The sequence below is a fragment of the Pseudomonas sp. HD57-3 genome (assembly GCF_056113135.1).
The window spans coordinates 852,034-876,593 of the sequence record NZ_CM148568.1 but is presented as its reverse complement, the minus strand read 5'-3'; the positions used below and the strand labels follow the sequence as shown (position 1 = coordinate 876,593).

At 60.1% G+C, this 24,560-nt stretch carries 18 protein-coding genes, 2 tRNA genes and 1 pseudogene; 6 read left to right on the top strand and 15 right to left on the bottom strand.

Features of this window, described 5'->3' with window-relative positions:
• Window positions 1-129: 129 nt before the first annotated feature.
• On the bottom strand, window positions 130-2,433 hold the full coding sequence (locus AC0R79_RS03870; protein ID WP_007950699.1) for a YgiQ family radical SAM protein: 2,304 nt from the start codon (window positions 2,431-2,433) through the stop codon (window positions 130-132).
• A gap of 158 nt (window positions 2,434-2,591) precedes the next feature.
• On the opposite strand from AC0R79_RS03870, the gene AC0R79_RS03865 reads away from it, so the two are divergent.
• Entirely contained in the window at window positions 2,592-5,174 is a 2,583-nt protein-coding gene (locus tag AC0R79_RS03865; protein WP_474733272.1) for a hypothetical protein, read from the top strand.
• Window positions 5,175-5,183: 9 nt separating this feature from the next.
• Here AC0R79_RS03865 and dnaB read toward each other — a convergent pair whose 3' ends face one another.
• The 5 genes from dnaB to rpsF form a co-directional block, all read right to left on the bottom strand.
• Window positions 5,184-6,581 carry a replicative DNA helicase gene (dnaB, locus tag AC0R79_RS03860; protein ID WP_007950700.1) on the bottom strand — a complete coding sequence of 466 codons (1,398 nt, stop codon included), beginning with the start codon at window positions 6,579-6,581 and terminating at the stop codon, window positions 5,184-5,186.
• Between the two features lie 120 nt (window positions 6,582-6,701).
• Window positions 6,702-7,148 carry a 50S ribosomal protein L9 gene (gene rplI / locus AC0R79_RS03855; RefSeq protein WP_003186385.1) on the bottom strand — a complete coding sequence of 149 codons (447 nt, stop codon included), beginning with the start codon at window positions 7,146-7,148 and terminating at the stop codon, window positions 6,702-6,704.
• Between the two features lie 19 nt (window positions 7,149-7,167).
• Window positions 7,168-8,058: a hypothetical protein gene (locus tag AC0R79_RS03850; protein ID WP_474733270.1), complete on the bottom strand. Its 891-nt coding sequence runs from the start codon at window positions 8,056-8,058 to the stop codon at window positions 7,168-7,170.
• Between the two features lie 36 nt (window positions 8,059-8,094).
• The gene (gene rpsR, locus AC0R79_RS03845; protein ID WP_002551829.1) at window positions 8,095-8,325 is read right to left on the bottom strand and encodes a 30S ribosomal protein S18; all 231 of its coding nucleotides are present in this window, start codon (window positions 8,323-8,325) and stop codon (window positions 8,095-8,097) included.
• Window positions 8,326-8,353: 28 nt separating this feature from the next.
• Entirely contained in the window at window positions 8,354-8,782 is a 429-nt protein-coding gene (rpsF, locus tag AC0R79_RS03840) for a 30S ribosomal protein S6 (RefSeq protein WP_007950702.1), read from the bottom strand.
• 203 nt (window positions 8,783-8,985) lie between these two features.
• On the opposite strand from rpsF, the pseudogene AC0R79_RS03835 reads away from it, so the two are divergent.
• Window positions 8,986-9,072 (top strand): annotated as a pseudogene (locus AC0R79_RS03835) (metal ABC transporter ATP-binding protein); the annotation flags it as partial.
• A 20-nt stretch (window positions 9,073-9,092) separates the two neighbouring features.
• On the opposite strand, the gene rlmB reads toward AC0R79_RS03835, so the two are convergent.
• Entirely contained in the window at window positions 9,093-9,860 is a 768-nt protein-coding gene (rlmB, locus tag AC0R79_RS03830; protein WP_007950704.1) for a 23S rRNA (guanosine(2251)-2'-O)-methyltransferase RlmB, read from the bottom strand.
• Window positions 9,857-12,487 (bottom strand): ribonuclease R, encoded by a 2,631-nt coding sequence (gene rnr / locus AC0R79_RS03825; RefSeq protein ID WP_221535375.1) that lies wholly within the window; start codon window positions 12,485-12,487, stop codon window positions 9,857-9,859. Before rnr ends, rlmB begins: the two co-directional genes overlap by 4 nt.
• Before the next feature lie 225 nt (window positions 12,488-12,712).
• Here rnr and AC0R79_RS03820 point away from each other — a divergent pair.
• The 4 genes from AC0R79_RS03820 to AC0R79_RS03805 all read left to right on the top strand — a co-directional run bounded on the left by AC0R79_RS03820 (window position 12,713) and on the right by AC0R79_RS03805 (window position 15,834).
• Window positions 12,713-12,799 (top strand) — tRNA-Leu (locus AC0R79_RS03820).
• 181 nt (window positions 12,800-12,980) lie between these two features.
• Window positions 12,981-13,067 (top strand) — tRNA-Leu (locus AC0R79_RS03815).
• Window positions 13,068-13,258: 191 nt separating this feature from the next.
• Window positions 13,259-14,269 (top strand): extracellular solute-binding protein, encoded by a 1,011-nt coding sequence (locus AC0R79_RS03810; RefSeq protein WP_085608502.1) that lies wholly within the window; start codon window positions 13,259-13,261, stop codon window positions 14,267-14,269.
• Window positions 14,269-15,834: an ABC transporter permease gene (locus AC0R79_RS03805; RefSeq protein ID WP_474733267.1), complete on the top strand. Its 1,566-nt coding sequence runs from the start codon at window positions 14,269-14,271 to the stop codon at window positions 15,832-15,834. The genes AC0R79_RS03810 and AC0R79_RS03805 overlap by 1 nt, the downstream gene beginning before the upstream one ends.
• 41 nt (window positions 15,835-15,875) lie before the next feature.
• On the opposite strand, the gene AC0R79_RS03800 is transcribed toward AC0R79_RS03805, so the two are convergent.
• The 7 genes from AC0R79_RS03800 to hfq all read right to left on the bottom strand — a co-directional run bounded on the left by AC0R79_RS03800 (window position 15,876) and on the right by hfq (window position 24,505).
• The gene (locus AC0R79_RS03800) at window positions 15,876-17,810 is read right to left on the bottom strand and encodes a methyl-accepting chemotaxis protein (RefSeq protein ID WP_127796751.1); all 1,935 of its coding nucleotides are present in this window, start codon (window positions 17,808-17,810) and stop codon (window positions 15,876-15,878) included.
• 140 nt (window positions 17,811-17,950) lie between these two features.
• Window positions 17,951-19,240, bottom strand: a complete 1,290-nt coding sequence (locus tag AC0R79_RS03795; RefSeq protein WP_007950715.1) for an adenylosuccinate synthase — start codon at window positions 19,238-19,240, stop codon at window positions 17,951-17,953.
• Window positions 19,241-19,294: 54 nt separating this feature from the next.
• Entirely contained in the window at window positions 19,295-20,482 is a 1,188-nt protein-coding gene (locus tag AC0R79_RS03790) for an ATP phosphoribosyltransferase regulatory subunit (protein ID WP_007950716.1), read from the bottom strand.
• 313 nt (window positions 20,483-20,795) lie between these two features.
• Entirely contained in the window at window positions 20,796-21,665 is an 870-nt protein-coding gene (gene hflC, locus AC0R79_RS03785; RefSeq protein WP_007950723.1) for a protease modulator HflC, read from the bottom strand.
• On the bottom strand, window positions 21,665-22,834 hold the full coding sequence (hflK, locus tag AC0R79_RS03780) for an FtsH protease activity modulator HflK (protein ID WP_127796749.1): 1,170 nt from the start codon (window positions 22,832-22,834) through the stop codon (window positions 21,665-21,667). Before hflK ends, hflC begins: the two co-directional genes overlap by 1 nt.
• Before the next feature lie 96 nt (window positions 22,835-22,930).
• The gene (hflX, locus tag AC0R79_RS03775) at window positions 22,931-24,232 is read right to left on the bottom strand and encodes a ribosome rescue GTPase HflX (RefSeq protein WP_007950725.1); all 1,302 of its coding nucleotides are present in this window, start codon (window positions 24,230-24,232) and stop codon (window positions 22,931-22,933) included.
• 12 nt (window positions 24,233-24,244) lie between these two features.
• On the bottom strand, window positions 24,245-24,505 hold the full coding sequence (hfq, locus tag AC0R79_RS03770) for an RNA chaperone Hfq (protein ID WP_007902656.1): 261 nt from the start codon (window positions 24,503-24,505) through the stop codon (window positions 24,245-24,247).
• Between the last annotated feature and the right edge of the window lie 55 nt (window positions 24,506-24,560).

Genomic DNA, 24,560 nt, shown 5'->3' with positions numbered 1-24,560 from the left:
GGAATGCAGCCCGTGACGCTCTGCGTCACTGGACGCAGAGCGTCCCTAGAGGCATTCCCACGCAGAGCGTGGGAACGATCAGCAAAACGCCAACCCGAAGGTTGGCGTTCTGTTCAGCTCAAGTGCGTTTTAGCGCGGTACGACCGGCTTGCGTGCCGGTTTCGGCCCTTTGCCTTTCGCGGCTTCCTTGCGCTCCTTGGCGGCCTGCTGGTTGCGGGCGAATGCCGCGGCCTTGGCCTGTTCACGCTTGTCCCAAGGATTGCCGCCGTCGCTGGCGCGTGGAGGCAGACCGGTGTGCTGGGTGAGGATCTTGGTGGTCTTCTCTTTCGCGACCTTGTGGCTGCCAGCCGGGGTCGAGTTCTTGCGACGGGCACTCTGGTAGCTGTCGGTGGCCGGCTGGTGCAGCGGGATCAACTGGTTCTTGCCCGGCCCGATCAGGTCGGCGCGACCCATGCGGGTCAGCGCTTCACGCAGCATCGGCCAGCCTTTCGGGTCGTGATAACGCAGGAACGCCTTGTGCAGACGACGCTGCTCCTCGCTCTTGACGATGGTCACGCCGTCGCTCTTGTAGGTGACCTTGCGCAGCGGGTTCTTGCCGGAGTGGTACATCGCGGTGGCGGTGGCCATCGGCGACGGATAGAACGCCTGCACCTGGTCGGCACGGAAGCCGTTGCCCTTGAGCCACAGGGCCAGGTTCATCATGTCTTCGTCGGTGGTGCCCGGGTGCGCGGCGATGAAGTACGGAATCAGGTACTGCTCTTTCCCGGCTTCCTTGGTGTACTTCTCGAACATGCGCTTGAAGCGATCGTAGGTGCCGATCCCCGGTTTCATCATCTGGTTGAGCGGACCTTCCTCGGTGTGTTCCGGGGCGATCTTCAGGTAACCACCGACGTGGTGGGTCACCAGCTCCTTGACGTACTCCGGCGACTCGACCGCGAGGTCGTAACGCAGGCCGGAGGCGATCAGGATCTTCTTCACACCCGGCAACGCACGGGCGCTGCGGTACAGCTGAATCAGCGACGAGTGGTCGGTGTTCAGGTTCGGGCAGATGCCCGGGAACACGCAGGACGGCTTGCGGCACGCGGATTCGATTTCCGGGCTCTTGCAGGCGATGCGGTACATGTTCGCGGTCGGGCCGCCAAGGTCGGAGATGACGCCGGTGAATCCCGGCACCTTGTCGCGGATCTCTTCGATTTCGCGAATGATCGACTCTTCGGAACGGTTCTGGATGATCCGGCCTTCGTGCTCGGTGATCGAGCAGAAGGTGCAGCCACCGAAGCAGCCACGCATGATGTTCACCGAAAAACGGATCATGTCGTAGGCCGGGATCTTTTCCTTGCCGTACGCAGGGTGCGGAACACGTGCGTAAGGCATGCCGAACACGTAGTCCATTTCTTCAGTGGTCATCGGAATCGGCGGCGGATTGAACCAGACGTCGATCTCGCCATGCTTCTGCACCAGCGCACGGGCGTTGCCCGGGTTGGTTTCCAGGTGCAGCACGCGGTTGGCGTGGGCGTACAGGACCGGATCGTTACGCACCTTTTCCATCGACGGCAGGCGGATCACAGTCTTGTCGCGGGTCATTTTCGGGCTGGCCAGGATCTGCACGACCTTGGCTTCTTCCGGATCTTCAACCGGCCCCTTCTCCTGCTCGATCGCGCAAGCCTGAGTGTCCTGGGTGTTGACGTACGGGTTGATGATCTTGTCGATCTTGCCCGGACGGTCGATGCGCGTGGAGTCGACTTCGTACCAGCCCGCCGGAGTGTCGCGACGGATAAACGCGGTGCCGCGCACATCGGTGATGTCTTCGATCTTGTGACCGTAGGAGAGACGCTGGGCGACTTCGACAATCGCCCGCTCGGCGTTGCCGTACAGCAGGATGTCGGCGCTGGCGTCGATCAGGATCGAGTTGCGCACGCGATCCTGCCAGTAGTCGTAGTGGGCGATGCGGCGCAGGGAGGCTTCGATGCCGCCGAGCACGATCGGCACGTGCTTGTAGGCTTCCTTGCAGCGCTGGCTGTAAACCAGGCTCGCGCGGTCCGGACGTTTGCCCGCCATGCCACCCGGGGTGTAGGCGTCGTCGGAACGGATTTTCTTGTCGGCGGTGTAGCGGTTGATCATCGAGTCCATGTTGCCGGCCGCGACGCCGAAGAACAGGTTCGGCTCGCCGAGCTTCATGAAGTCGTCTTTGGACTGCCAGTTCGGCTGCGCGATGATCCCGACGCGGAAGCCTTGCGACTCCAGCAGCCGGCCGATGATCGCCATGCCGAATGACGGGTGATCGACGTAGGCATCTCCCGTAACAATGATGATGTCGCAGGAATCCCAGCCAAGCTGATCCATCTCCTCCCTGCTCATCGGCAGGAATGGCGCCGGCCCGAAACATTCGGCCCAGTATTTTGGATAGTCAAATAACGGCTTGGCTGCTTGCATGTCGACGACCGGTGTTGAGATGAAAAATCGCGGGCGCGGAATATAGCACAAATTTTGACCAATTCCGACGACTGTGGTCGGTTTCTCTTCCAGCCGCCCGCCTGTCATGCAACCGGCAGAAAACGAAGGTTCCGTAACTCATTCAAGGATGAATGCCCATGCCTGTAAAACCACCGTCCATCGGTATTACCACCGCCGAAGTGCATCATTTGCCTTCACGCCCTGCAAACGACACGCCCACGCATCGCGCGCCCATGCTTCACATCCCGCCTGCCGCGCACTCTCCCGTCATTACTCCGACACGAAACAGTGGTGCCGCAAACGCCCAGCTGGACACCATAAATTCCGACCCAGCGGTGGTCGTCAACGAACTCGATGCACCATTCCCTGCCACAAGCTCCCGGCACGCCTTGGAAATGTACAGAATCAGTCCCGGCGCCCAGCTTCCGCCCGCCGACGCGTCGGGCTTCAGATCCTTCAAGGGGCGTCTTTTCGTCGACACACACGACGGTGCGATCCTGTACATCGGCCTGGACCCGGACAGCGGTCTTTACCGAGCCAGACTCAGGAGCGAGCTGAAACCCTCGGGCCCGATTCTCTATCAGGACCCCGACACCAGGCGCTGGCACCCGCTGCTGGATGACCTGGAGGGGCATTCTGTCCCGTTAAGCTCCAGCCGCCTGGAACCCTTCAGGACAACACTGGATTTCTCCGCAGTTACGCCTGACAGCGACGGCCTGCACAGCTTCGAAGGCAAACGCTACCTGGTCGTTGAAAACCACGCTCATCAGGTGCTGCGTGACGTTGACGCATCCTCGGCCGGGCGCAGGGTGTGGCGCGTCGTCAATCCAAAGGACCCGGTCGCCACGGACAGCGAAAACATCTATCGCGCCAGTCGATCCGGCGAATCGCTTGCTGTTACCCGCAGTGCCGAAGGCATCTGGACAGCCAGCCTCGACGGACTCATGGGAGGCATGCGCCGCAATCCGACAGCTCAGGACAATAAAAGCTATTTGCTGCAACGCTATGAACCAGTCAGAAATGCCTTCGATGCTCTGGTCGCGTCCGAACGGCGCTACGGCGAACTCTGGCGCAACGCCCGAATCCTGCCTGAAGGGAGTGACGCCGTGAAAGCCGCGCTGATTGCGCTTGAAGTGCATGTGATCAAACACACGAGAATGCAGACCGATTACGCCAAGTCACTCATCGAAAACAAGGACTGGCTGATTCTGCTCAAGGCTGGCGGACTCTACAAAACCGAGCTTCATGCCCAGCAGATCAACAGAATCGACTACCTCAACAAATTGCTCGCGGTCATGGACCGCAGGGTTTTACCCACGCTGAATGTGATCACTGTTGAATCGCTGAAGCACAACCTTGCTCACCTGAACAAAAAGCTGAAGATCATGGACGATCGACAGGCGGTCATGGATCTGCTTCAAAAAACCGACCGCAGCGCAGTGTCGATCATGGACGACATGAATCGCGCATTGCCCTCCGTGGATCAGATCAACGCCAGCAAATACAACATTTGCCTGCGCCTTATTTCCGATGATCCGCAAACTCCACCGGATCAGGGTTTGCGCAGTGCCATGGCCATGCATTTGCACAAGCAGGATCTGAATAACGTCCGCGGCTACTCAGAACCGCTGGCACTGCAACTTTCGATCGAAAACATCAAAAGCGACAGGGCCGGCTTGCAGACATTGATCGCTTCAACGCCTCCCGCCAGGGCAGAGTTCGTCAATCAGGCTCTGTCCTTGCTGGATGCATTCGAAGTGAAAATCGAGGCCCGGCTTAACGAAATCTATGACCGGTTTGACAGCAACCACGAACTGCCCAGCTACGATCAGGAAATCGATTTCGACTTCCTCCCGGAGCAGACTGCAGGAGCCACGGAAGTCGTCGCTCCGCGAAAGCTGTTCCGGACCCGACAACATGGCACTTACCAGGTACTGGTCGGCGTGCCGGACACCGCGGCTGATGGCAGCGTCACCCTTAACGTTGCCAACATCTTCAAACCGAACGACCCGCCTCAACGGTACAAGAAGAGAGAGGGTGAATGGCAACCGGTACGCCCCGCCGCGACTCCCATCCCGAAACTTCAGCTGATGGACGAAGCGTCCGCACGCCTTGGCAACATGGATGCGTACGTTGCCCACGCCAGACAAATGGAAAGCCGAAGGGATAACCCGACCTCTATTGTCGAATACCTGGGCGCCGAGACGGATCGGCTCACAGATCTGGCGAAACGCCTAGAACCCACCGACGGAACAGCAGCGGGCGCCGACGCCACTGGCTTGATCCGTCGCCTCAAAGCTGCGGCGCAATCAATGGATGCCGAAGGACAAAGCATTTTGATCCGGATGTACAAAAACAGGGAGGTGCTGGACGTCCTGCGCCTGAGCTTTCTGCTCGACCATTCACAGCTGAAGGTTGTGAAAACGTTGGAACGCAGACAAATGGGCAAGGGCAAGGAAAAGTCCTTCCTCGATGTCTACTCGATCAACGACCGCTCAGACAACGCGCCTTTGTGGGAGGCCCACTTTCATTACGACAGACCCGACCGAGCGGCACTGGATTACAGCGTCAAGGGTGCGCATTTGAAAACCCTGGAGCAGCGTGCGCTCGGTCGATCGTTTCAACAGCGCGAAGAACAGGCTGGTCGGCCCCATCAACGAATCTGGAGGGAACTCATCAACCCGCGAATCGCCCAGAAACTGTTTGATCACCTGACGTGATCGATCGCGTTATTCGTCGTCGTCGAAGTTGTAGCTGCCCGGCGCGAGGTTTTCGAAGCGGGTGTACTTGCCGATGAAGGCCAGGCGGATGAAGCCGATCGGGCCGTTCCGCTGCTTGCCGATGATGATTTCGGCGATGCCCTTGTGCTCGGTTTCCGGGTGATACACCTCGTCCCGGTACACGAACATGATCACGTCGGCGTCCTGCTCGATCGCTCCGGATTCCCGCAAGTCGGAGTTCACTGGACGCTTGTTGGGACGTTGTTCCAGGGAACGGTTGAGCTGCGACAGGGCGACTACCGGGCAGTTGAATTCCTTGGCCAGGGCTTTCAGGGATCGGGAGATCTCGGAAATCTCGTTGGTCCGGTTGTCACCGCTGGAACCCGGGATCTGCATCAGCTGCAGGTAGTCGATCATGATCAGGCCGATGTCGCCGTGCTCGCGCACCAGACGCCGGGTCCGGGCGCGCATTTCCGACGGGCTGATGCCGGCGGTGTCATCAATGAACAGCTTGCGGTCGTTGAGCAGGTTGACCGCCGAGGTCAGGCGCGGCCAGTCGTCGTCTTCCAGCTGGCCGGAACGCACCTTGGTCTGGTCGATACGACCGAGGGACGACAGCATACGCATGATCAGCGATTCACCTGGCATCTCGAGGGAGTACACCAGCACCACCTTGTCGCTGCGCAACACGGCGTTTTCCACCAGGTTCATCGCAAAGGTGGTCTTACCCATCGACGGACGGCCGGCGACGATGATCAGGTCGGCCGGTTGCAGGCCGCTGGTCTTCTCGTCGAGGTCGGTGTAGCCGGTGGACAGGCCGGTGATCGAGTCGGCGGTGTTGAACAGGGTGTCGATGCGGTCGATGGCCTTGGTCAACAGGTCATTCACGCCCACCGGGCCGCCGGTTTTTGGCCGGGCCTCGGCAATCGCGAAAATCTGCCGCTCGGCTTCGTCGAGGATTTCCTCGGCGGTGCGACCTTCGGGGTTGAAGGCGCTGTCGGCAATTTCAGTGCTGATACCGATCAACTGACGCAACGTCGCACGCTGGCGGACGATCTGCGCATAGGCCTTGATGTTGGCGACAGACGGCGTGTTCTTCGCCAGCTCGCCGAGGTAACCGAGACCGCCGACCTGCGAGGTCTGACCTTCCTTGTCCAGTTGCTCGGCAAGGGTCACGACGTCGATCGGCATGTTCTGATCGGCCAGTTTGGCGATCGCACGGAAAATCAGACGGTGGTCATGTCGGTAGAAATCGCCGTCGGAGACTTGATCGAGCACGCGCTCCCAGGCGTTGTTGTCCAGCATCAGACCACCGAGCACGGCCTGTTCGGCCTCGATGGAATGCGGCGGCACCTTCAGCGCGGCGGTTTGCAGATCGTATTGCTCGGGAGCGGAGATTTCGTTCATGGCCACTTTTTAATCAGGAAAAGCAGGGAGTGCAGAAAGACAAAGGGCACGACCTGTAAACAGGATCGTGCCCGATGTTAACCGTCTGACGGACAAGCCGCCAGTCGATCAGGGTGTTGCTTAAGCTGCTACCACGACAACGCGTACGGTGGCTTCAACTTCGGCGTGCAGGTGCACAGCCACGTCGAATTCACCCACGTTGCGGATGGTGCCGTTCGGCAGACGAACTTCGCTTTTCGCAACTTCAACGCCGGAGGCGGTCAGTGCGTCAGCGATGTCGTGAGTACCGATCGAACCGAACAGCTTGCCTTCGTCGCCAGCGGTGGCAGTGATGGTCACTTCCAGCTCGGCCAGTTGGGCAGCACGGCTTTCAGCCGATGCTTTACGGTCTGCGGCGGCTTTTTCCAGCTCAGCGCGACGCTCTTCGAACGCAGCCAGGTTGGCAGCGGTCGCAGCGGTGGCTTTGCCGAAAGGCAGCAGGTAGTTACGGCCGTAACCGGCCTTAACGTTTACTTTGTCGCCCAGGTTGCCCAGGTTGGCGATTTTTTCCAGAAGGATCAGTTGCATGTGGAAATCCTCTTAACTTTTAACCTTCACCGTTCGCGTTATCGGTGTCTTTCGACACCCGACCGCGAAAATCAATCAGGCTGTCGACAATGGCCAGAACCACGAGCAACGGATAGATCAGCTGCATGAACAGCAACAGCGTCACGTACAACCCCACCAGCCAGAAACCGGCCAGTCGCCTTTGCGCCACCAGCCCGTGAATCAGGGCCAGCCCGGCGAACACCAGCGGTACACTGCACAACGGCGTCAACATGGCCATCTGTGCACCGAGATTCGGGCCCAGAAGCATCAACGCCAGCAGTAACATCGCCGGCCCCAGCGGGATCCGGATGGCGCGAAACTCGCGACCAAAACCACCCGGGTTGTACAACAACGCCTGCCAGTAACGCCCGACAATCAGGCTCAGCACGCTGACGATCTGCAACAAAGCCGCAATCAGGCCGGTCAGGACCGGTGCGATCAGCGACGCGAAACGCGCCTGCTCGTCTACCGACAACTGTTGGTAGGCATCACCGAGAAGCGCGGGCATGACCTTTACCAAGGCCTGCGCCAGCATCTCGATCTGGGGCGCAAACGCCGCCCCGAGCACCACTGAAAACACCAGCCCCATGGCTACGCTGACCAGCAGCGTACGGACCCAGGACTCGCTTGCGCGCAACACCAGCGCAAGCCCCGAAGAACCCAGCAGCACGAGAAGTGCCCTTGGGTCATCGGCATACAACCACCAGATCAATGCCGGCAGCAGTCCCAGCGACACGACGCCCAGGGCGTCGGTCAATCCGCGCCGCAGAAGCACCAGGCTCCCGGCGGCAGCACCCACCCAATACAACAACGGCAATGTTGCAAACCCGGCCACTACGAGAGTGGCCTGCATACGGCCGCGCATGATGAACTCAGCTAAGGCACGCATGCATTCAATCCTTTGCTACTTGTCGACTGCCCGGTCTCAGCGGCCGTGGCTGTCGGTGTAGGCCAGCAGGGCCAGGAAGCGGGCGCGCTTGATAGCGGTGGCCAGCTGACGCTGATAACGAGCTTTGGTACCGGTGATGCGGCTTGGAACGATTTTGCCGGTCTCGGATACGTAGGCTTTCAGAGTGTTGAGATCTTTGTAATCGATCTCCTTCACGTCTTCAGCGGTGAAGCGGCAGAATTTACGACGACGGAAGAAACGTGCCATTTGATAGGCTCCTTAAAAGGTCCGTGGATTACTCGTCAGCGTTATCGCTGTTGTCGCTGTCGCTATCGCTGTCATCGCCATCGGCGCTGCCATCGTGCTCAGGACGTTCGCGACGCTCACGGCGCTCACTGCGGTTTTCTTCAGCCTTGAGCATCTCGGACTGGCCGGTAACGGCTTCGTCGCGACGGATGACCAGGTTACGGATCACAGCATCGTTGTAGCGGAAGTTGTCTTCCAGCTCGGCCAGGGCCTTGCCGGTGCACTCAACGTTCAGCATCACGTAGTGAGCCTTGTGAACATTGTTGATTGCGTAGGCCAGTTGACGACGGCCCCAGTCTTCCAGACGGTGGATTTTGCCGCCGTCTTCTTCGATCAGCTTGGTGTAACGCTCAACCATGCCGCCGACTTGCTCGCTCTGGTCAGGGTGGACCAGAAAGATGATTTCGTAATGACGCATGAATGCTCCTTACGGGTTGTAGCCTGCCGCTCAAAAACGGTCAGACAAGGAGTGAATGACACTTATGGACTTGCTGGCGCGGGGGCACATGCATGCCTGCCGCCACAGCAAGGGGCGCAATTGTAGAGAAGGGACTGAAGAGGTGCAAGGCAATTGGTGATTATTTGAACAGCCACCGAAATTTTGCCCCGCCATAAAAGCCTGTGGGAGCGAGCTTGCTCGCGAAGGCGATACATCAGGCAACATTTTTGTCGACTGACACTCCGCTTTCGCGAGCAAGCTCGCTCCCACATTTGAATCGGCGTAAGGCTTAAGCCTTTTTAGCCGCCGCCTTGGCCTTGGCACCGCGCTGGCGCTGGGCTTCGAACAGGCACACGCCGGTCGCAACCGAAACGTTGAGACTGCTGACGCTACCGGCCATCGGCAAATGCACCAGGTAATCGCAATGCTCGCGGGTCAGGCGACGCATGCCTTTGCCTTCCGCGCCCATGATCAGGATGGTCGGGCCGGTCAGGTCCTGGTCATAGATGCTGACTTCGGCCTCACCCGCCGTACCTACAATCCACAACCCACGCTGCTGAAGCTTTTCCAGGGTGCGCGCAAGGTTGGTGACGGCCACCAGCGGAATCACTTCCGCCGCGCCGCAGGCCACTTTACGCACCACAGGGGTCAGGGTGGCCGACTTGTCTTTTGGCACAATGACCGCCAGCGCACCGGCAGCATCCGCCGAACGCAGGCAGGCGCCGAGGTTGTGCGGATCGGTCACGCCGTCGAGCACCAGCAACAGCGGCGCGCCTTCGGTGCGATCGAGCAGCTCGTCGAGCATCGCTTCACCCCAGACCTGGCTCGGGCTGACGTCCGCCACCACGCCCTGGTGCACGCCTTCGACCCAGGCGTCCATTTCGCGGCGCTCGGCCTGACCGATCTGGACCCGGTTTTCGTTGGCCAGTTCGATCAGCGTCTGCACGCGCGGATCGTTGCGGCTTTCGGCCAGCCAGATCTGCTTGACGCGTTTAGGGTGGTGACGCAGCAACGCTTCTACCGCGTGAACGCCGTAGATTTTTTCCAACTGACTCATGACTTCGCCTTCGGTTTACGCGCCCCGCCACTTTTGGCTGGAGCGGAACCCGCTTTCGGCGGGCCTTTACGGTGTTTGCTCGGTTTGGCTGGCTTGCCGCCGGAGGCCTTTTCAGGCGCCGACCGTCCGGTCTTTCCCCCGGACGCCGCTTTACCACCGTTTTTGGCGTCGGCCAGCAAGGCCTTCTTCATTTCACGGCTTTTGCGCAGTTCGGCGTTTTTCGCCACGGCATCGCTTGGACGATAAGCCTCGGCAACCTTTTCCTTGGCCGGACGACGGCTGGCGGTTTTTGCCGGAGCCTTTTCTTCCACAACCTTCGCTGCTGGAGCGGTTGTCTCGGCGCCACGCTTCTTGCGGCCGATCGGCGCGCTGATGGTTTTTTCAGCCATCTCGAAGTCGATCTTGCGCTCGTCGAGATCGACGCGCATGACGCGCACTTCAACGGTATCGCCAAGACGGAAACTACGACCGGTGCGCTCGCCCGCCAGGCGGTGGTGCACAGGGTCGAAGTGGTAGTAGTCGCCCGGCAGTGCGGTGACGTGCACCAGACCTTCGACGTAGATATCGGTCAGTTCGACGAACAGACCAAAACCGGTCACGGCAGTGATCACGCCCGGGAACGATTCGCCCACGCGGTCCTTCATGAACTCGCACTTGAGCCAGTTCACTACGTCGCGGGTCGCTTCGTCGGCACGGCGCTCGCTCATCGAGCACTGCTCGCCGAGTTGCTCCAGCGCTGCTTCGTCGTACGGATAGATGCGCGCCTTCGGAATGGTCATCGCACCGGCACGACGAACGTGCGGGGTGTCTTGTTTCGAATGGATCACGCTGCGGATCGCCCGGTGCGTGAGCAAGTCCGGGTAACGACGGATCGGCGAGGTGAAGTGGGTGTAGGCTTCGTAATTCAGGCCGAAGTGGCCTTCGTTCTGAGCGCTGTACACCGCCTGGCTCAGGGAGCGCAGCATCACGGTCTGGATCAGGTGGAAATCCGGACGGTCCTTGATGCTGGCCAGCAAGGCCTGATAGTCCTTCGGCGACGGACCATCCTTGCCTTTGTGCAGGGACAGGCCGAGTTCACCGAGGAACGCACGCAGTTTTTCCAGACGCTCCGGTGGCGGGCCGTCGTGGACGCGGTACAACGCAGGGATTTCGTGCTTCTTCAGGAATTCGGCGGTGGCCACGTTGGCCGCCAGCATGCATTCCTCGATCAGCTTGTGTGCATCGTTACGGGTGGTCGGACGGATTTCGGCAATCTTGCGCTCGGAACCGAAGATGATTCGGGTTTCCTGAGTTTCGAAATCGATCGCGCCGCGCACGTGACGGGCAGCCAACAACACCTTGTACAGCGCGTAGAGCTGCTTGAGGTGCGGCAAGACGTCGGTGTATTCACCGCGCAGCTTGCGACCTTCGGTAGCCTTCGGCGTTTCCAGCATCGCGCTGACCTTGTTGTAGGTCAGACGAGCGTGGGAATGGATCACCGCTTCATAGAAGCAGTAGTCGGTCATTTCGCCGGACTTGGAGATGGTCATCTCGCAAACCATGGCCAGACGATCGACATGTGGATTCAGCGAGCACAGGCCGTTGGAGAGCTGCTCCGGCAGCATCGGCACCACGCGCTCGGGGAAGTACACCGAGTTGCCGCGCACCTGGGCTTCGTTGTCCAGGGCCGAACCGATCTTCACGTAGCTGGAAACGTCGGCAATCGCCACGTACAACTTCCAGCCGCCGGAGAACAGGCGCAGCTTACCTGGCTTGGCTTCGCAGTAGACCGCGTCGTCGAAGTCGCGGGCATCTTCGCCGTCGATGGTGACGAACGGCAGATGGCGCAGGTCGACGCGCTTCTCTTTGTCTTTCTCTTCGACTTCCGGCTTGAGCTTGCCGGCTTCCTTCAGAACGGCTTCAGGCCAGACGTGCGGAATGTCGTAGGTGCGCAGGGCAACATCGATTTCCATGCCCGGCGCCATGTAGTTGCCGACGACTTCGATCACGTCGCCTTGCGGCTGGAAGCGCGGAGTCGGCCAGTGGGTGATTTTCACCTCGACGAACTGACCGATCTGGGCGTTGGCGTTGCGGCCCGGGGTGACCAGCACTTCCTGCTGGATCTTCGGGTTGTCCGCAACGACGAAGCCGATACCGCCTTCTTCGAAGTAACGGCCGACGATGCTTTCGTGGGCACGGGACACCACTTCGACGATCACGCCTTCGCGACGACCACGACGGTCCAGGCCGGAAACACGGGCCAGGGCACGGTCGCCATCGAACACCAGACGCATTTGCGCCGGGCTCATGAACAAGTCGTCGGAGCCGTCATCCGGTACCAGGAAGCCGAAGCCGTCGCGGTGACCGCTGATGCGACCGAGGATCAGGTCGAGCTTGTCCACCGGCGCATAAGTGCCACGGCGGGTGTAGATCAGTTGAGCGTCGCGCTCCATGGCGCGCAGGCGGCGGCGCAGGGCTTCGATCTGGTCTTCTGTGGTCAGACCAAACTCTTCGACCAGTTGCTCGCGGGCAGCAGGCGAACCCCGATCAGCAAGGTGCTGAAGGATCAGTTCGCGGCTGGGAATAGGGTTTTCATATTTTTCCGCTTCACGAGCGGCCTCGGGATCGAGGGACTGCCAATCGGCCATTAGAGAGTTTTCACCTTGTCTATATGCGGGTTAGTTTGGCATAGGCGCCATCAAACGGGAAATTTCCGACTATATAAGACGCGTCTGGAGCCTTGTATCGACGCCTGGAGGGCGTTTTGAACACCGCTGGTAAAAAAAATCATTTTTTTTGCTGGCAGGGGTTTACAGTTAAAAAGGCGCTCCGTATAGTGCGCGCCATCGACGACGTACACACGTTGACGAGATGCCCAGGTGGTGAAATTGGTAGACACGCCAGCTTCAGGTGCTGGTGACCTTACGGTCGTGGAAGTTCGAGTCTTCTCCTGGGCACCAATTTCGAGTTTGAGACTAGATCAGTTTCAAGACTCACACAAAAACCCGCGAAAGCGGGTTTTTTGCATTCTGCGCCCCGCCTTTTTCTGAAAATGATTTATTAAAATCAAATCAGGGGTTTACAGATCAAAAGGCGCTCCGTATAGTGCGCCACATCAACAGCGGCAACGCTGAAGATGAAGCCCAGATGGTGAAATTGGTAGACACGCCAGCTTCAGGTGCTGGTGACCTTACGGTCGTGGAAGTTCGAGTCTTCTTCTGGGCACCAATTCAAATTCAAGATCACGATCTTGAATCTCACAAAAACCCGCGAAAGCGGGTTTTTGCGTTTCCGGGGTTTGGAAACCTGAATCCCAACGCCTATCAGACCCACCCTCTCCCCTGCAAGGCGCACTTGAGAAACAATATCGTTTATCATTGTTGCAAGTTTTTGCAATGCGACAGTGAGGAACCCTGCGAATGATGTTTCGAAATACCCTGCGCCGCGGCTTGACCTTCACCCTGCTCGGCCTGGCACTCGCCACCCCCCTCACCCAGGCTGCCGACGCGGTTTCCCTGACTCTCTATAACGGTCAACACAAGGAAGTCGGCGACGCGATCGCCAAAGCCTTCGAAGCCAAGACCGGCATTCACGTCAATGTACGCAAGGGCAGCAGCAATCAGCTGGCCAGCCAGATCATCGAAGAAGGCGACCGCTCCCCCGCCGACGTCATCTACACCGAAGAATCCCCGCCGCTGAACAACCTCGGCGAGCAAGGCCTGCTGGCCAAGGCCGACGACGCGACCCTGGCTGTTCTGCCGAAAGAATACGTCGCCGGCAACGGCACGTGGATCGGCGTTACCGCCCGGGTTCGCGTGGTGGCTTTCAACCCGAAACTGATCGACGAAAAGGACCTGCCGAAATCGGTGCTGGATTTCGCCGACCCGCAGTGGCAAGGCAAGGTCGGTTTCGTACCGACCAGCGGCGCGTTCCAGGAACAGGCTGTCGCCATCATCAAAAAACACGGCCGCGAAGCCGCCGAAGAATGGCTGACCGGCCTGCGTGCCTTCGGCAAGACCTATAGCAACAACATGGTCGCCCTCAAGGCTGTGGAAAACGGCGAAGTCGCCACCGTGCTGGTGAACAACTACTACTGGTTCGCCCTGCAACGGGAAAAAGGCCAGCTTGATTCGAAACTGCATTACTTCACCGGCGGTGACGTTGGCGGCCTGATCACCGTTTCCAGCGCAGCCGTGCTGAAATCCAGCAAACATCCAAAAGAAGCCCAGCAATTCCTCGCCTACATGGCCAGCGAAGAAGGCCAGCGCGTGATCACCCAGACCACCGCCGAATACCCGCTGCACAAAGGCATGGAATCGGATCGCGGCCTCAAGCCGTTCAGCGAACTTGAAGCGCCGGACGTCACGCCCGCCGATCTGGGTAATGCCGAAGAAGCGCTGGAGCTGGAACGCGAAGTTGGCCTGAACTGATGACCGCATCGTTATCCGCCCCCGCTACACGCGGGGGTTACGTGCCACGGCGCAAGCGGCCGTCGATGTGGCTGATGCTGCCGGTGGTGTTGCTGGTGGTCATGAGCCTATTGCCGCTGGCCTATGTTGGGCTCAAAGCCTGGCAGGCCGGCTGGACCGAGGCGCTGCACTTGCTGTGGCGCCCGTATGTGTTCGGCCTGCTGCGCAATACGCTAGCGCTGATGGTTGGCGTAACCGTGACCTGCGGCCTGATCGGTCTGTCACTGGCGTGGTTGCTGGAGCGCAGCAATCTGCCGGGCCGACGGCTGTGGGGCGTGATTCTTTGCCTGCCGTTCGCGGTGCCGGCATTCGTCAGCAGCTTTACCTGGGTTTCGCTCAGCGCCCAGTTCGAAGGACTCGGCGGGGCGATCCTGGTGATGAGCCTGTCGAAGTACCCGCTGATCTTTCTGCCGGTCGCAGCAACCCTGCGCAATCTCGATCCCTCTCTTGAGGAATCGGCTCGCACGCTGGGCCAGAATCGCTGGGGCGTGTTTTTCCGGGTCACCTTGCCCCTGCTCAGGCCTTCGCTGCTGGCCGGTTCGCTGCTGATTGCATTGCACATGCTGGTGGAATTCGGCGCACTGTCGATCATTGGCCTGCAAACTTTCACCACCGCGATCTATCAGCAATTCGAACTGGAATTCAGCAATGCCAACGCGGCGATGCTGTCGGCGGTATTGCTGGCGCTGTGCCTGATGCTGTTGTGGCTGGAGTTGCGCGTGCGCGGCAAGGGCCGTCATGTGCGCACTGGCCAGGGCGCGGCGCGTCGAGCTGAACAAGTGCGACTCGGGCCTTGGGCGATCGCCGGTCAGCTGTATTGCCTGATGCTGGCGATTGTCGGCAGCGGAATTCCGCTGGGCATGCTGGCTTACTGGCTCGCGGTGGGATCCTCAGCAGCCTTCCCGGTTGCGGCGATCACCGAAGCTTTGCTGTCGTCGCTGGCGCTATCGCTGGGTGGCGCGGGATTGTGTCTGGTACTGGCGGTGCCGGTCGGGTTGCTGGTGGTGCGCTACAAAGGCCAATTGGCGATCTGGGCCGAGCGCTTGCCCTATCTGCTGCACGCCCTGCCGGGATTGGTGATCGCCCTGACGCTGGTGTATTTCGCCCTGCATTACGTGCCGGTGCTGTATCAGACCTCCGCGCTGTTGCTGATCGCTTATGCATTGCTGTTTCTGCCACTGGCTCAGGCGCCGATCCGCACGGCGCTGAACAAAGCCGCACCGCAACTCGAAGAAGCCGCCCGCACGCTGGGCGCCTCTTCGTTCACGGCGTTCTGCCGAGTGACCTTGCCGATCATCTTCCCGGCACTGGGCGCGGCGTTTGCGCTGGTGTTTCTGGATGCCATGAAAGAACTGACGGCGACGCTGCTGTTGAGTCCGACCGGGCTCAACACATTGGCGACCGAAGTCTGGGCCCACACCGCGAATGTCGAGTTCGCAGCCGCAGCGCCTTATGCGGCGTTGTTGATTGTGGTGTCGGGATTGCCCGTCTACCTTCTGACGACCCGGATGTATTTGAGCCGATAAAAAAATCGCAGCCGGGGCTGCGATTTTTTTTGCCCGGACTATCAGGCCCGGAACTGCCCCAGACTGGCCTTGAGCTGCGCCGCCAGACCATCGAGCACCTTGCCGCTGGCCGTGGTCTCGACCACCGCCTGAGCGGCTTTCTCGGCCTGGGCATGAATCGTCTCGACCCGCCCACGCACGGCCTGCGCGCCCTGCGCCTGATGCGCCGCTGCCTGAGTCGCCAGGCCAATCGCCGCATGCACCTGCTCGACCGACGCCTGCACCGACTGCTGCAACCGCGCGCTGTCACGCAGCACCAGCAAACCTTCGCTGGCCTGACGCCCGGCCTGACCGATCGCCTCCACCGCCTCACGGGCGCCCTGCTGCAAGGCCACGATGTGCGCTTGAATGTCGCCGGTGGAGCTTTGGGTCTTGCTCGCCAGCGCCCGCACTTCATCCGCCACCACTGCAAACCCGCGACCGGTCTCGCCGGCCCGGGCCGCTTCGATGGCCGCGTTGAGCGCCAGCAGGTTGGTCTGCTCGGCGATGCCGTGAATCACGGTCAGCACCACTTCGATCTGCTCGCTCTGCTGCGCCAGCCGTTCGATAACTTTCGCCCCGGTATCGACCTGCCCCGCCAGCGCCTCGATCAGGCTGCCGACCTTGGCCGAGGTGCGAGTGTTTTCGTCGGTGGCCTGGCGAATATCCACAACCTGCTTCAGCGCCGCCTGCATCGCATGGCTTTCCGATTGCGCCTCGTCGGCCATTTGCGACAGTGCCCGCAGACTTTCGGCCACTTCATCGCGCTGCATTCCGGCCGCCGCATCGGCACCGGCATTGCGCAAGGTCATCGCACCGATTTCCACACCGGTACGCTGAGCCACATCCCCGGCCTCGCGCACGATCGGCTGCAACTTGTCCACAAAGCGGTTGACCGCCGACGCCATGTCGCCGATTTCGTCCTTGCTGTTGATCTGCACGCGCTTGGTCAGATCGCCCTCGCCTGCCGCCAGATCATCCATGGCGGCGTTGAGCATTTTCAGGCGATTGACCACTCGATGACCGAGCACCACCGCCAGCAGCAACAGCACGCCGGCACCGACCAGCGCCAGGCCCATGCCGATACGCCAACGCAGGGTTGCTGCAGCGTCCTGCACGGTACTGGTGGTGTTCGCCTTCATCTCGGCAGCCGTGGACTGCGCCGATTGCAGGCGTGCGCGCATGGCCGTTGCACTGTCGGCAGCGGCGCCTTTGAGGCTGTCGCCAACCAGTTGATCGCTGCTGGCAATCAACGCCGTGAAGCGCTGATCGAGCGCCGCCAGATCGGTTTCGACCGAAGCAGTCGAGACACCCATCAGCACCTTGCCGATTTCCACGCCATTGGGGTTGATCGAGGCTTCGAGGTAGTAGACCGACGGATCGTTCTTCGCCGCATCCAGCACTTTATCTAGCGCCCGCTCGCCTTGGCCTTTTTCCAAAAGGGCCTTGTTGATCGGGTTTTCGCGGTTGAGGTAGCGGGTCAGATGCTGGCCGGTGGCGTCGTCATACACCACGAACAGCACGTTGGGATTGCGCTGGGCCCGGCGGGCGAACTCGGACAGGGTCGGCACGTCGCTGTCCCACATGGCGCGAGGCGCCACCGAGGCCAGCAACTGGGCCATGTCATTGGCCGAATCCTTCAGGTCTTTTTCCAGAGTCGCACGCAGCTGCGCCTGCTCTTCCTTCAGACGCGAGGAAAGGCCGGCGGTGAGACGCTGACGGGTACTTGAGGAGAGGTTGTCGAGGCTCGACGTGACTTCGCGCCCGGCCTGCTCCAGCTCACCGGACAACTTCTGGCTGTCGGCGCCCAGGCGAGTGCCGAGATCGGCTTCAAGCGCGGTGACGGTGCTCCGCGTCAGGGCGACGGCCACCAGCACTTGCACCAAAAGGGCGATACCAAGGGTAACGAACACAGGCCGCAACAGACGGCTTTGTAACAGTGAGAGAACGGCTGACACTTTGAATCCCTCTACTTCTGACGCCATTAATTTGATGGCACTCTTGTAGACAGAATCACAGCAAAGGTCATGCCGTCCAACAGGCATAAACGACAAAGGCCCCGATGAAGGGGCCTTTGTGTTTTTACATCAACGACTTATCAAGCGAACGGATGACGCAGAACGATGGTTTCGTTGCGGTCCGGACCCGTCGAAATAATGTCGATCGGCGCGCCGATCAACTCTTCAACGCGTTTGATGTAAGCACGAGCGTTAGCCGGCAGCTCTTCCAGGGTTTTGGCACCCACGGTCGATTCGGTCCAGCCTGGCACTTCTTCGTACACAGGCTGCAGACCTACGTAGCTGTCAGCGTCAGTCGGGGCAACAGCGTTGCCTTGTGCATCCTTGTAGCCGGTGCAGATGTTTATGGTTTCCAGACCGTCGAGTACGTCCAGCTTGGTCAGGCAGATGCCCGAGATGCTGTTCACATCGATAGCGCGACGCAGGATAACGGCGTCGAACCAGCCGCAACGACGGGCACGGCCAGTGGTAGCACCGAACTCGTGACCTTGTTTGGCCAGGTGCGCACCGACTTCGTCGAACAGCTCGGTCGGGAATGGGCCCGAACCTACGCGAGTGGTGTAGGCCTTGGTGATGCCCAGGATGTAATCCAGGAACATCGGGCCAACGCCCGAACCGGTCGCCACGCCACCCGCGGTGGTGTTGGAGCTGGTCACGTACGGATAGGTACCGTGGTCAATGTCGAGCAACGAACCCTGGGCGCCTTCGAACATGATGTCTTTGCCGGCGCGACGCAGGTCGTGCAGCTCGGCAGTCACGTCCAGCATCAGCGGCTTGAGCAGCTCGGCGTATTCCTTGCACTCGGCCAGAGTCTTTTCGTACTCGATGGCAGGCTCTTTGTAGTAACCGACCAGCATGAAGTTGTGGTAATCCACCAGTTCACGCAGCTTGTCTTCAAAGCGCGGCATGTTGAGCAGGTCGCCAACACGCAGGCCACGACGTGCAACCTTGTCTTCGTAAGCCGGGCCGATGCCGCGACCGGTCGTACCGATCTTCAGCTCGCCGCGGGCCTTTTCACGGGCCTGGTCCAGCGCCACGTGGAAGGACAGGATCAGCGGGCAGGAAGGGCTGATGCGCAGGCGCTCGCGCACCGGTACGCCTTTCTCTTCCAGCTTGGTGATCTCGCGCAGCAGGGCGTCAGGTGCAACCACCACGCCGTTGCCGATCAGGCACTGCACGCCTTCGCGCAGCACGCCCGACGGGATCAGGTGCAAGACGGTTTTTTCACCGTCGATCACCAGAGTGTGACCGGCGTTGTGGCCACCCTGGTAACGCACTACGGCGGCAGCATGTTCGGTCAGCAGATCAACGATCTTGCCTTTGCCCTCATCACCCCATTGGGTGCCCAGGACTACGACATTCTTACCCATAACACTTGTCCTCATTCGCGCAAACTTGGTGCCGGCGTCAGCCGGCAGGAAAACTCAAGAAGCCAGTGGCGATACTTGCCAAAGCCCGTTCTGCTGGATCAATTGCCGGTCGCAGTCCGCATCACGGGCGGCGGCCAAAGGTTGTCCAGGCAATGCCTGAACGACACGCTGACCCTCACTGCGCAACTGGCAAACCTGCTGCCAGAGTGCCGCATCCGTACTGTCAGGCATCCAGATACCGCCAGACGGTAGCTCGATCTCAGCACGCCCCAGGGTCACCAGGGTTTTCAAATCGGTAGAGAAGCCGGTGGCCGGACGGGCGCGACCGAAGTCCGCGCCGATGTCGTCGTAGCGACCGCCCTGGGCGATGGACTGGCCAACACCCGGCACGAATACCGCGAACACCACACCGGTGTGATAGTGATAACCGCGCAGCTCGCCCAGGTCGAAGTACAGCGGCAGCTCCGGGAAACGCACCGACAGACGCTCGGCAATCGCCAGCAAGTCTTCCAGTGCCGCCAGTACCGGGGCCGGCGCATTGGCCAGACGCTCGCGGGCAGCGGTCAGTACTTCACGACCGCCGCACAGGTCGACCAGCGCACGCAGCATGCCGGACAGATCGGCCGGCAGGCCTTCGGTCAAGGTAATGACCTCGTCGATGGCCTTGCGTTGCAACGCATCGAACAACTGCTGCTCGACTTCACCCGACAGACCGGCCGCCTGGGCCAGACCGCGGTAGATGCCGACATGCCCGAGGTCCATGTGCACGTCCGGCACGTCGGCCAGTTGCAGCATGGCCAGCATCAGGCTGATGACTTCGACGTCGCTGCTCGGGCTGGCATCGCCGTACAACTCGGCGCCCAACTGGATCGGGCTGCGCGAGGACGACAAGGCACGCGGCTGGGCATGCAGCACACTGCCGGCGTAGCACAGACGGCTCGGGCCTTCGCGACGCAGGGTGTGCGCATCGATGCGCGCCACTTGCGGCGTGATGTCGGCACGGAAACCCATCTGCCGGCCCGATTGCGGGTCGATGACCTTGAACGTACGCAGATCCAGGTCCTGGCCCGCGCCGGTCAGCAGGGATTCCAGGTACTCGATATGGGGAGTCACGACAAACTCGTAACCCCAGCTCTGGAACAGATCCAACACCTGACGACGCGCGACTTCAATGCGCGCCGCTTCCGGTGGCAGTACTTCTTCGATGCCATCTGGCAGCAGCCAGCGGTCTACCGTTGCCATTACGCCATTCCCCTTAGATCCGGGCGGCCAGCCCGAGGGCGAGCCTTGAGTGAAGCAGAAAATGACCGGCCCGTTCAAAACGCACGCGCATGAACGACGCGGCGAAAGGCCTGTTACCGGCTTCGCCCATCACTTTCCTCGAAAAACTGTCGGGCCATTCAACCCGATCTTCTGCAACAAAAACAGCAATCAAACGTGCAGACGCAAAAAAGCCGGGAATTTCCCGGCTGCCGCATCATACACACGTTTTCCCAAAGGATCACCCCGCCCGAGGTTTTAGCCGCCGGGCGGAATGATTCAGGTCAACGTCGTATCAAGGCTTGGACTTTTCCAGGTAACGGAAGAAGTCGCTGCTTGGGTCGAGGACCAGGACGTCGGATTTGTTCGCGAAGCTTTCACGGTAAGCACGCAGGCTACGGTAGAAACCGTAGAACTCCTGATCCTGACCGTAGGCCTTGGAGTAGATCGCAGCGGCCTGGGCGTCACCGTCACCGCGAATCTCTTCGGATTCACGATAGGCTTCAGCCAGCAGCACGCGGCGTTGACGATCGGCGTCGGCACGGATGCCTTCGGCCAGCTCGTTACCCTTGGCGCGGTGCTCGCGAGCTTCACGCTCACGCTCGGTGCTCATACGTTCGAACACGCTGCGGTTCACTTCTTTCGGCAGATCGATGGCCTTGACCCGGACATCGACCACTTCGATACCCAGCTCTTTTTCCGCCATCTTGTTCAGCGACGCGGTGATGTCAGCCATCAGCGCATCACGCTCACCCGACACCACTTCGTGCAGGGTGCGCTTACCGAACTGGTCACGCAGGCCCGATTCCAGACGACGGGACAGACGCTCGTCGGCGATCTGCTTCAGGCCGGATGTTGCGGTGTAGAAGCGCTCGGCATCTTTCACGCGCCACTTGGCGTATGCATCGACCATCACGGCTTTCTTTTCCAGCGTCAGGAAGCGCTGTGTCGGTGCATCCAGCGTCATCAGACGTGCGTCGAATTTACGCACCTGGTTAACGTAAGGAACCTTCACATGCAGACCCGGCTGAACGTCAGCCTGAACCACGCGACCGAATTGCAGCAACACCGCGCGCTCGGTCTGAGCAACGATGTAGAAGCAGTTCCAGCCAACCAGTACCACAACAACGCCAACGATCAGGGCGATCAGCGATTTATTGCTCATCAGCGGGTCTCCCTTGTACGCGACTGCGGCAGGTCAGTGACATGCGGCGTAGCATCCGTGTTGTTGCTGACGGCAGCCGAACCGGTGACCGGTGCATTGCTGCCCGAACTGTTCTGAATCATCTTGTCCAGCGGCAGGTAAAGCAGGTTGCTCTGGCCGTTCTTGTTGCCGGTCACGAGTACCTTGCTGGTGCTGCTGAAGACTTCCTGCATGGTGTCCAGGTACAGACGCTGGCGAGTGACCTCGGGCGCCTTGCGATATTCGGCGACCAGTTTGGTGAAGCGATCTGCCTCACCCTTGGCGCGCGAGACCGTTTCGTCACGGTAACCGTTGGCATCTTCGAGGATGCGCTGTGCCTGACCACGGGCTTCCGGCACCACGCCGTTGGCGTAGGTTTCGGCCTGGTTGCGCGAACGCTGCTCGTCTTCACGGGCGCGGATCACGTCATCGAAGGCTTCCTGCACTTCACGCGGTGCCGCTGCGCTCTGTACGTTGACCTGGGTGACGGTGATACCGGTGCGATAGGTATCGAGGAAACGTTGCAGACGCTCCTTGATCTCACTGGCCATCAGCTCACGACCTTCGGTCAGCACCTGGTCCATCGCGGTGGAACCCACCACATGGCGCAGCGCACTGTCGGTCGCGTGTTGCAGGCTGATTTCCGGCTGGTCGACGTTCAGCACGAAGTCCTGCAGGTTGCTGATCTTGTACTGCACGGTCAGCGGCACTTCGACGATGTTCTCGTCTTCGGTCAGCATCTGGCCCTGCTTGGTGTAGGCACGCTCACGCGTGACGTTCTCCATGTACTTCTTGTCGATCGGCGGGAAGTAGATGTTCAGGCCGGGACCGACAGTCTCGTAGTACTTGCCGAAGCGCAGCACCACGGCTTGCTCCTGCTCGTCCACAACGTAGACCGCGCTGTACAGCCAGACGGCCGCCAGCACGACCAGGCCGATGCCGAGCAGGCCGCCAAAGCCGCCGCTCTTGCCCGAGCCACCACCGTCATCACCGCGTTTTTTTCCACCACCGAACAACCCGTTCAGGCTTTCCTGCAGCTTTCGGAAGGCCTCGTCGAGATCCGGCGGTCCCTTGCGGTCGCCGTTGTTGCGACGCTTGCCACCCCAAGGATCCTGATTGTTCGAGTTGCCACCCGGCTCATTCCAAGCCATAGCGCTCTCCATCTGATAAAGCAAAGACGCACCCACGGCGCGCCGACCAATGCTACAGAATGCCTGCCGTTGCGGCACAACCGCTTTGCCAGGCTTTTATTGCAAAGTGTGTTGCTCGATGAACTCCGTCGGCACAACGCCTTCACGACTCACCAGTCGATTGAGCTCCGAGCGTGGCAATCGAACGGCCAGCAAGCTGACCCCTTCTTCGTCGTGTTCTTCTTTCTGTACCGCGCCCAGTTCGAAGAACTGCGCACGCAGACGCGCGAACCGCTGAGGCAGGCGCAAGGTTCCCACGAACAGGTCACTGCCCAACAACTCGGCAATCGCCTGCTCGAGCAATTCCAGACCGGTGCCATCACGCGCCGACAGCCAGACCCGCTGGGGCTTGCCGTTTTCATCGCGCTGGATTTGTGGCTCAACGCCTTCAAGCAAATCGAGTTTGTTATAGACCTCGAGGATCGGCAAGTCCTGGGCACCGATCTCGCCCAGCACCACCATCACCTGCTCGATCTGCAACATGCGATCCGGTTCGGCCGCATCGATCACGTGCAACAGCAGGTCGGAGTTGCTCGACTCTTCGAGCGTAGACCGAAATGCCTCGACCAGTTTGTGCGGCAAGTGGCGGATGAAACCCACCGTGTCGGCCAGGACAATCGGCCCCAGGTCGTCCAGATCCAGACGGCGCAGGGTCGGGTCGAGCGTGGCGAACAGCTGGTCAGCCGCATACACGTCGGACTTGGTCACGTTATTGAACAGCGTGGACTTGCCGGCGTTGGTGTATCCCACCAGAGACACGGTAGGGATATCCGCACGCGAGCGGCCGCGACGCGACTGTTCGCGCTGGCTGCGCACTTTTTCCAGCCGGCCCTTGATCTGGCGCAGGCGTACCCGCAGCAGTCGCCGGTCGGTTTCGAGCTGGGTTTCACCCGGGCCGCGCATGCCGATACCACCACCCTGACGCTCAAGGTGAGTCCAGCCGCGAACCAGCCGGGTGCTCATGTGGTCAAGCTGGGCCAGTTCTACCTGGAGCTTGCCCTCATGGGTACGGGCGCGTTGGGCGAAAATATCGAGAATCAGACCGGTACGGTCGATCACGCGACACTCGAAAACACGTTCGAGGTTACGTTCCTGACTGGGCGTGAGGACGTGATTGAAGATCACCAGATCGGCTTCTTCGGCGTGGACCAGGTCGCGCAATTCCTCGACCTTGCCGCTGCCAATCAGGTATTTGGCGGTTGGCCGATGACGCGGCACGTTAAAAAACGCAACGGTCTCGGCGCCAGCCGAATTTGCCAGTTCCTGAAACTCCTGCGGATCTTCGCGCGCCTCAGGGTCCTGTCCATCCAAGTGAACGAGGATGACTCGTTCACCACCACCGTGGCGCTCAAAGAACAAAGGAGACTCCTATCAGGCGTTACCTGGCTCAGCGTCACCTGCTTCGGATTCGGTTGCGCTTGGCAGACGAATTGGACGAACCGGCACGACTGTAGAGATAGCGTGTTTGTAAACCATCTGGCTGACGGTGTTCTTCAGCAGGATAACGAACTGGTCGAACGACTCGATCGTGCCTTGCAGTTTGATCCCGTTCACCAGGTAGATGGAAACCCCCACTTTCTCTTTACGTAAAGTATTCAAGTAAGGGTCTTGTAGCGAATGCCCTTTTGACATGTGCCGCACTCCTTTAAGGATTCAATATAAAAAATAGGTAAACAGATGGCTTTTG

Bases quoted from the DNA above. Each gene is read 5' to 3' on its own strand.
- rpsR (WP_002551829.1), bottom strand. From the start codon at position 8,325: ATGGCACGTTTCTTCCGTCGTCGTAAATTCTGCCGCTTCACCGCTGAA.
- hflK (WP_127796749.1), bottom strand. From the start codon at position 22,834: ATGGCTTGGAATGAGCCGGGTGGCAACTCGAACAATCAGGATCCTTGG.
- rplI (WP_003186385.1), bottom strand. From the start codon at position 7,148: ATGCAACTGATCCTTCTGGAAAAAATCGCCAACCTGGGCAACCTGGGC.
- hflC (WP_007950723.1), bottom strand. From the start codon at position 21,665: ATGAGCAATAAATCGCTGATCGCCCTGATCGTTGGCGTTGTTGTGGTA.
- AC0R79_RS03810 (WP_085608502.1), top strand. From the start codon at position 13,259: ATGATGTTTCGAAATACCCTGCGCCGCGGCTTGACCTTCACCCTGCTC.
- AC0R79_RS03850 (WP_474733270.1), bottom strand. From the start codon at position 8,058: ATGCGTGCCTTAGCTGAGTTCATCATGCGCGGCCGTATGCAGGCCACT.
- AC0R79_RS03795 (WP_007950715.1), bottom strand. From the start codon at position 19,240: ATGGGTAAGAATGTCGTAGTCCTGGGCACCCAATGGGGTGATGAGGGC.
- AC0R79_RS03805 (WP_474733267.1), top strand. From the start codon at position 14,269: ATGACCGCATCGTTATCCGCCCCCGCTACACGCGGGGGTTACGTGCCA.
- AC0R79_RS03870 (WP_007950699.1), bottom strand. From the start codon at position 2,433: ATGCAAGCAGCCAAGCCGTTATTTGACTATCCAAAATACTGGGCCGAA.
- rpsF (WP_007950702.1), bottom strand. From the start codon at position 8,782: ATGCGTCATTACGAAATCATCTTTCTGGTCCACCCTGACCAGAGCGAG.
- AC0R79_RS03865 (WP_474733272.1), top strand. From the start codon at position 2,592: ATGCCTGTAAAACCACCGTCCATCGGTATTACCACCGCCGAAGTGCAT.
- dnaB (WP_007950700.1), bottom strand. From the start codon at position 6,581: ATGAACGAAATCTCCGCTCCCGAGCAATACGATCTGCAAACCGCCGCG.
- AC0R79_RS03790 (WP_007950716.1), bottom strand. From the start codon at position 20,482: ATGGCAACGGTAGACCGCTGGCTGCTGCCAGATGGCATCGAAGAAGTA.
- rnr (WP_221535375.1), bottom strand. From the start codon at position 12,487: ATGGCCGATTGGCAGTCCCTCGATCCCGAGGCCGCTCGTGAAGCGGAA.
- rlmB (WP_007950704.1), bottom strand. From the start codon at position 9,860: ATGAGTCAGTTGGAAAAAATCTACGGCGTTCACGCGGTAGAAGCGTTG.
- hfq (WP_007902656.1), bottom strand. From the start codon at position 24,505: ATGTCAAAAGGGCATTCGCTACAAGACCCTTACTTGAATACTTTACGT.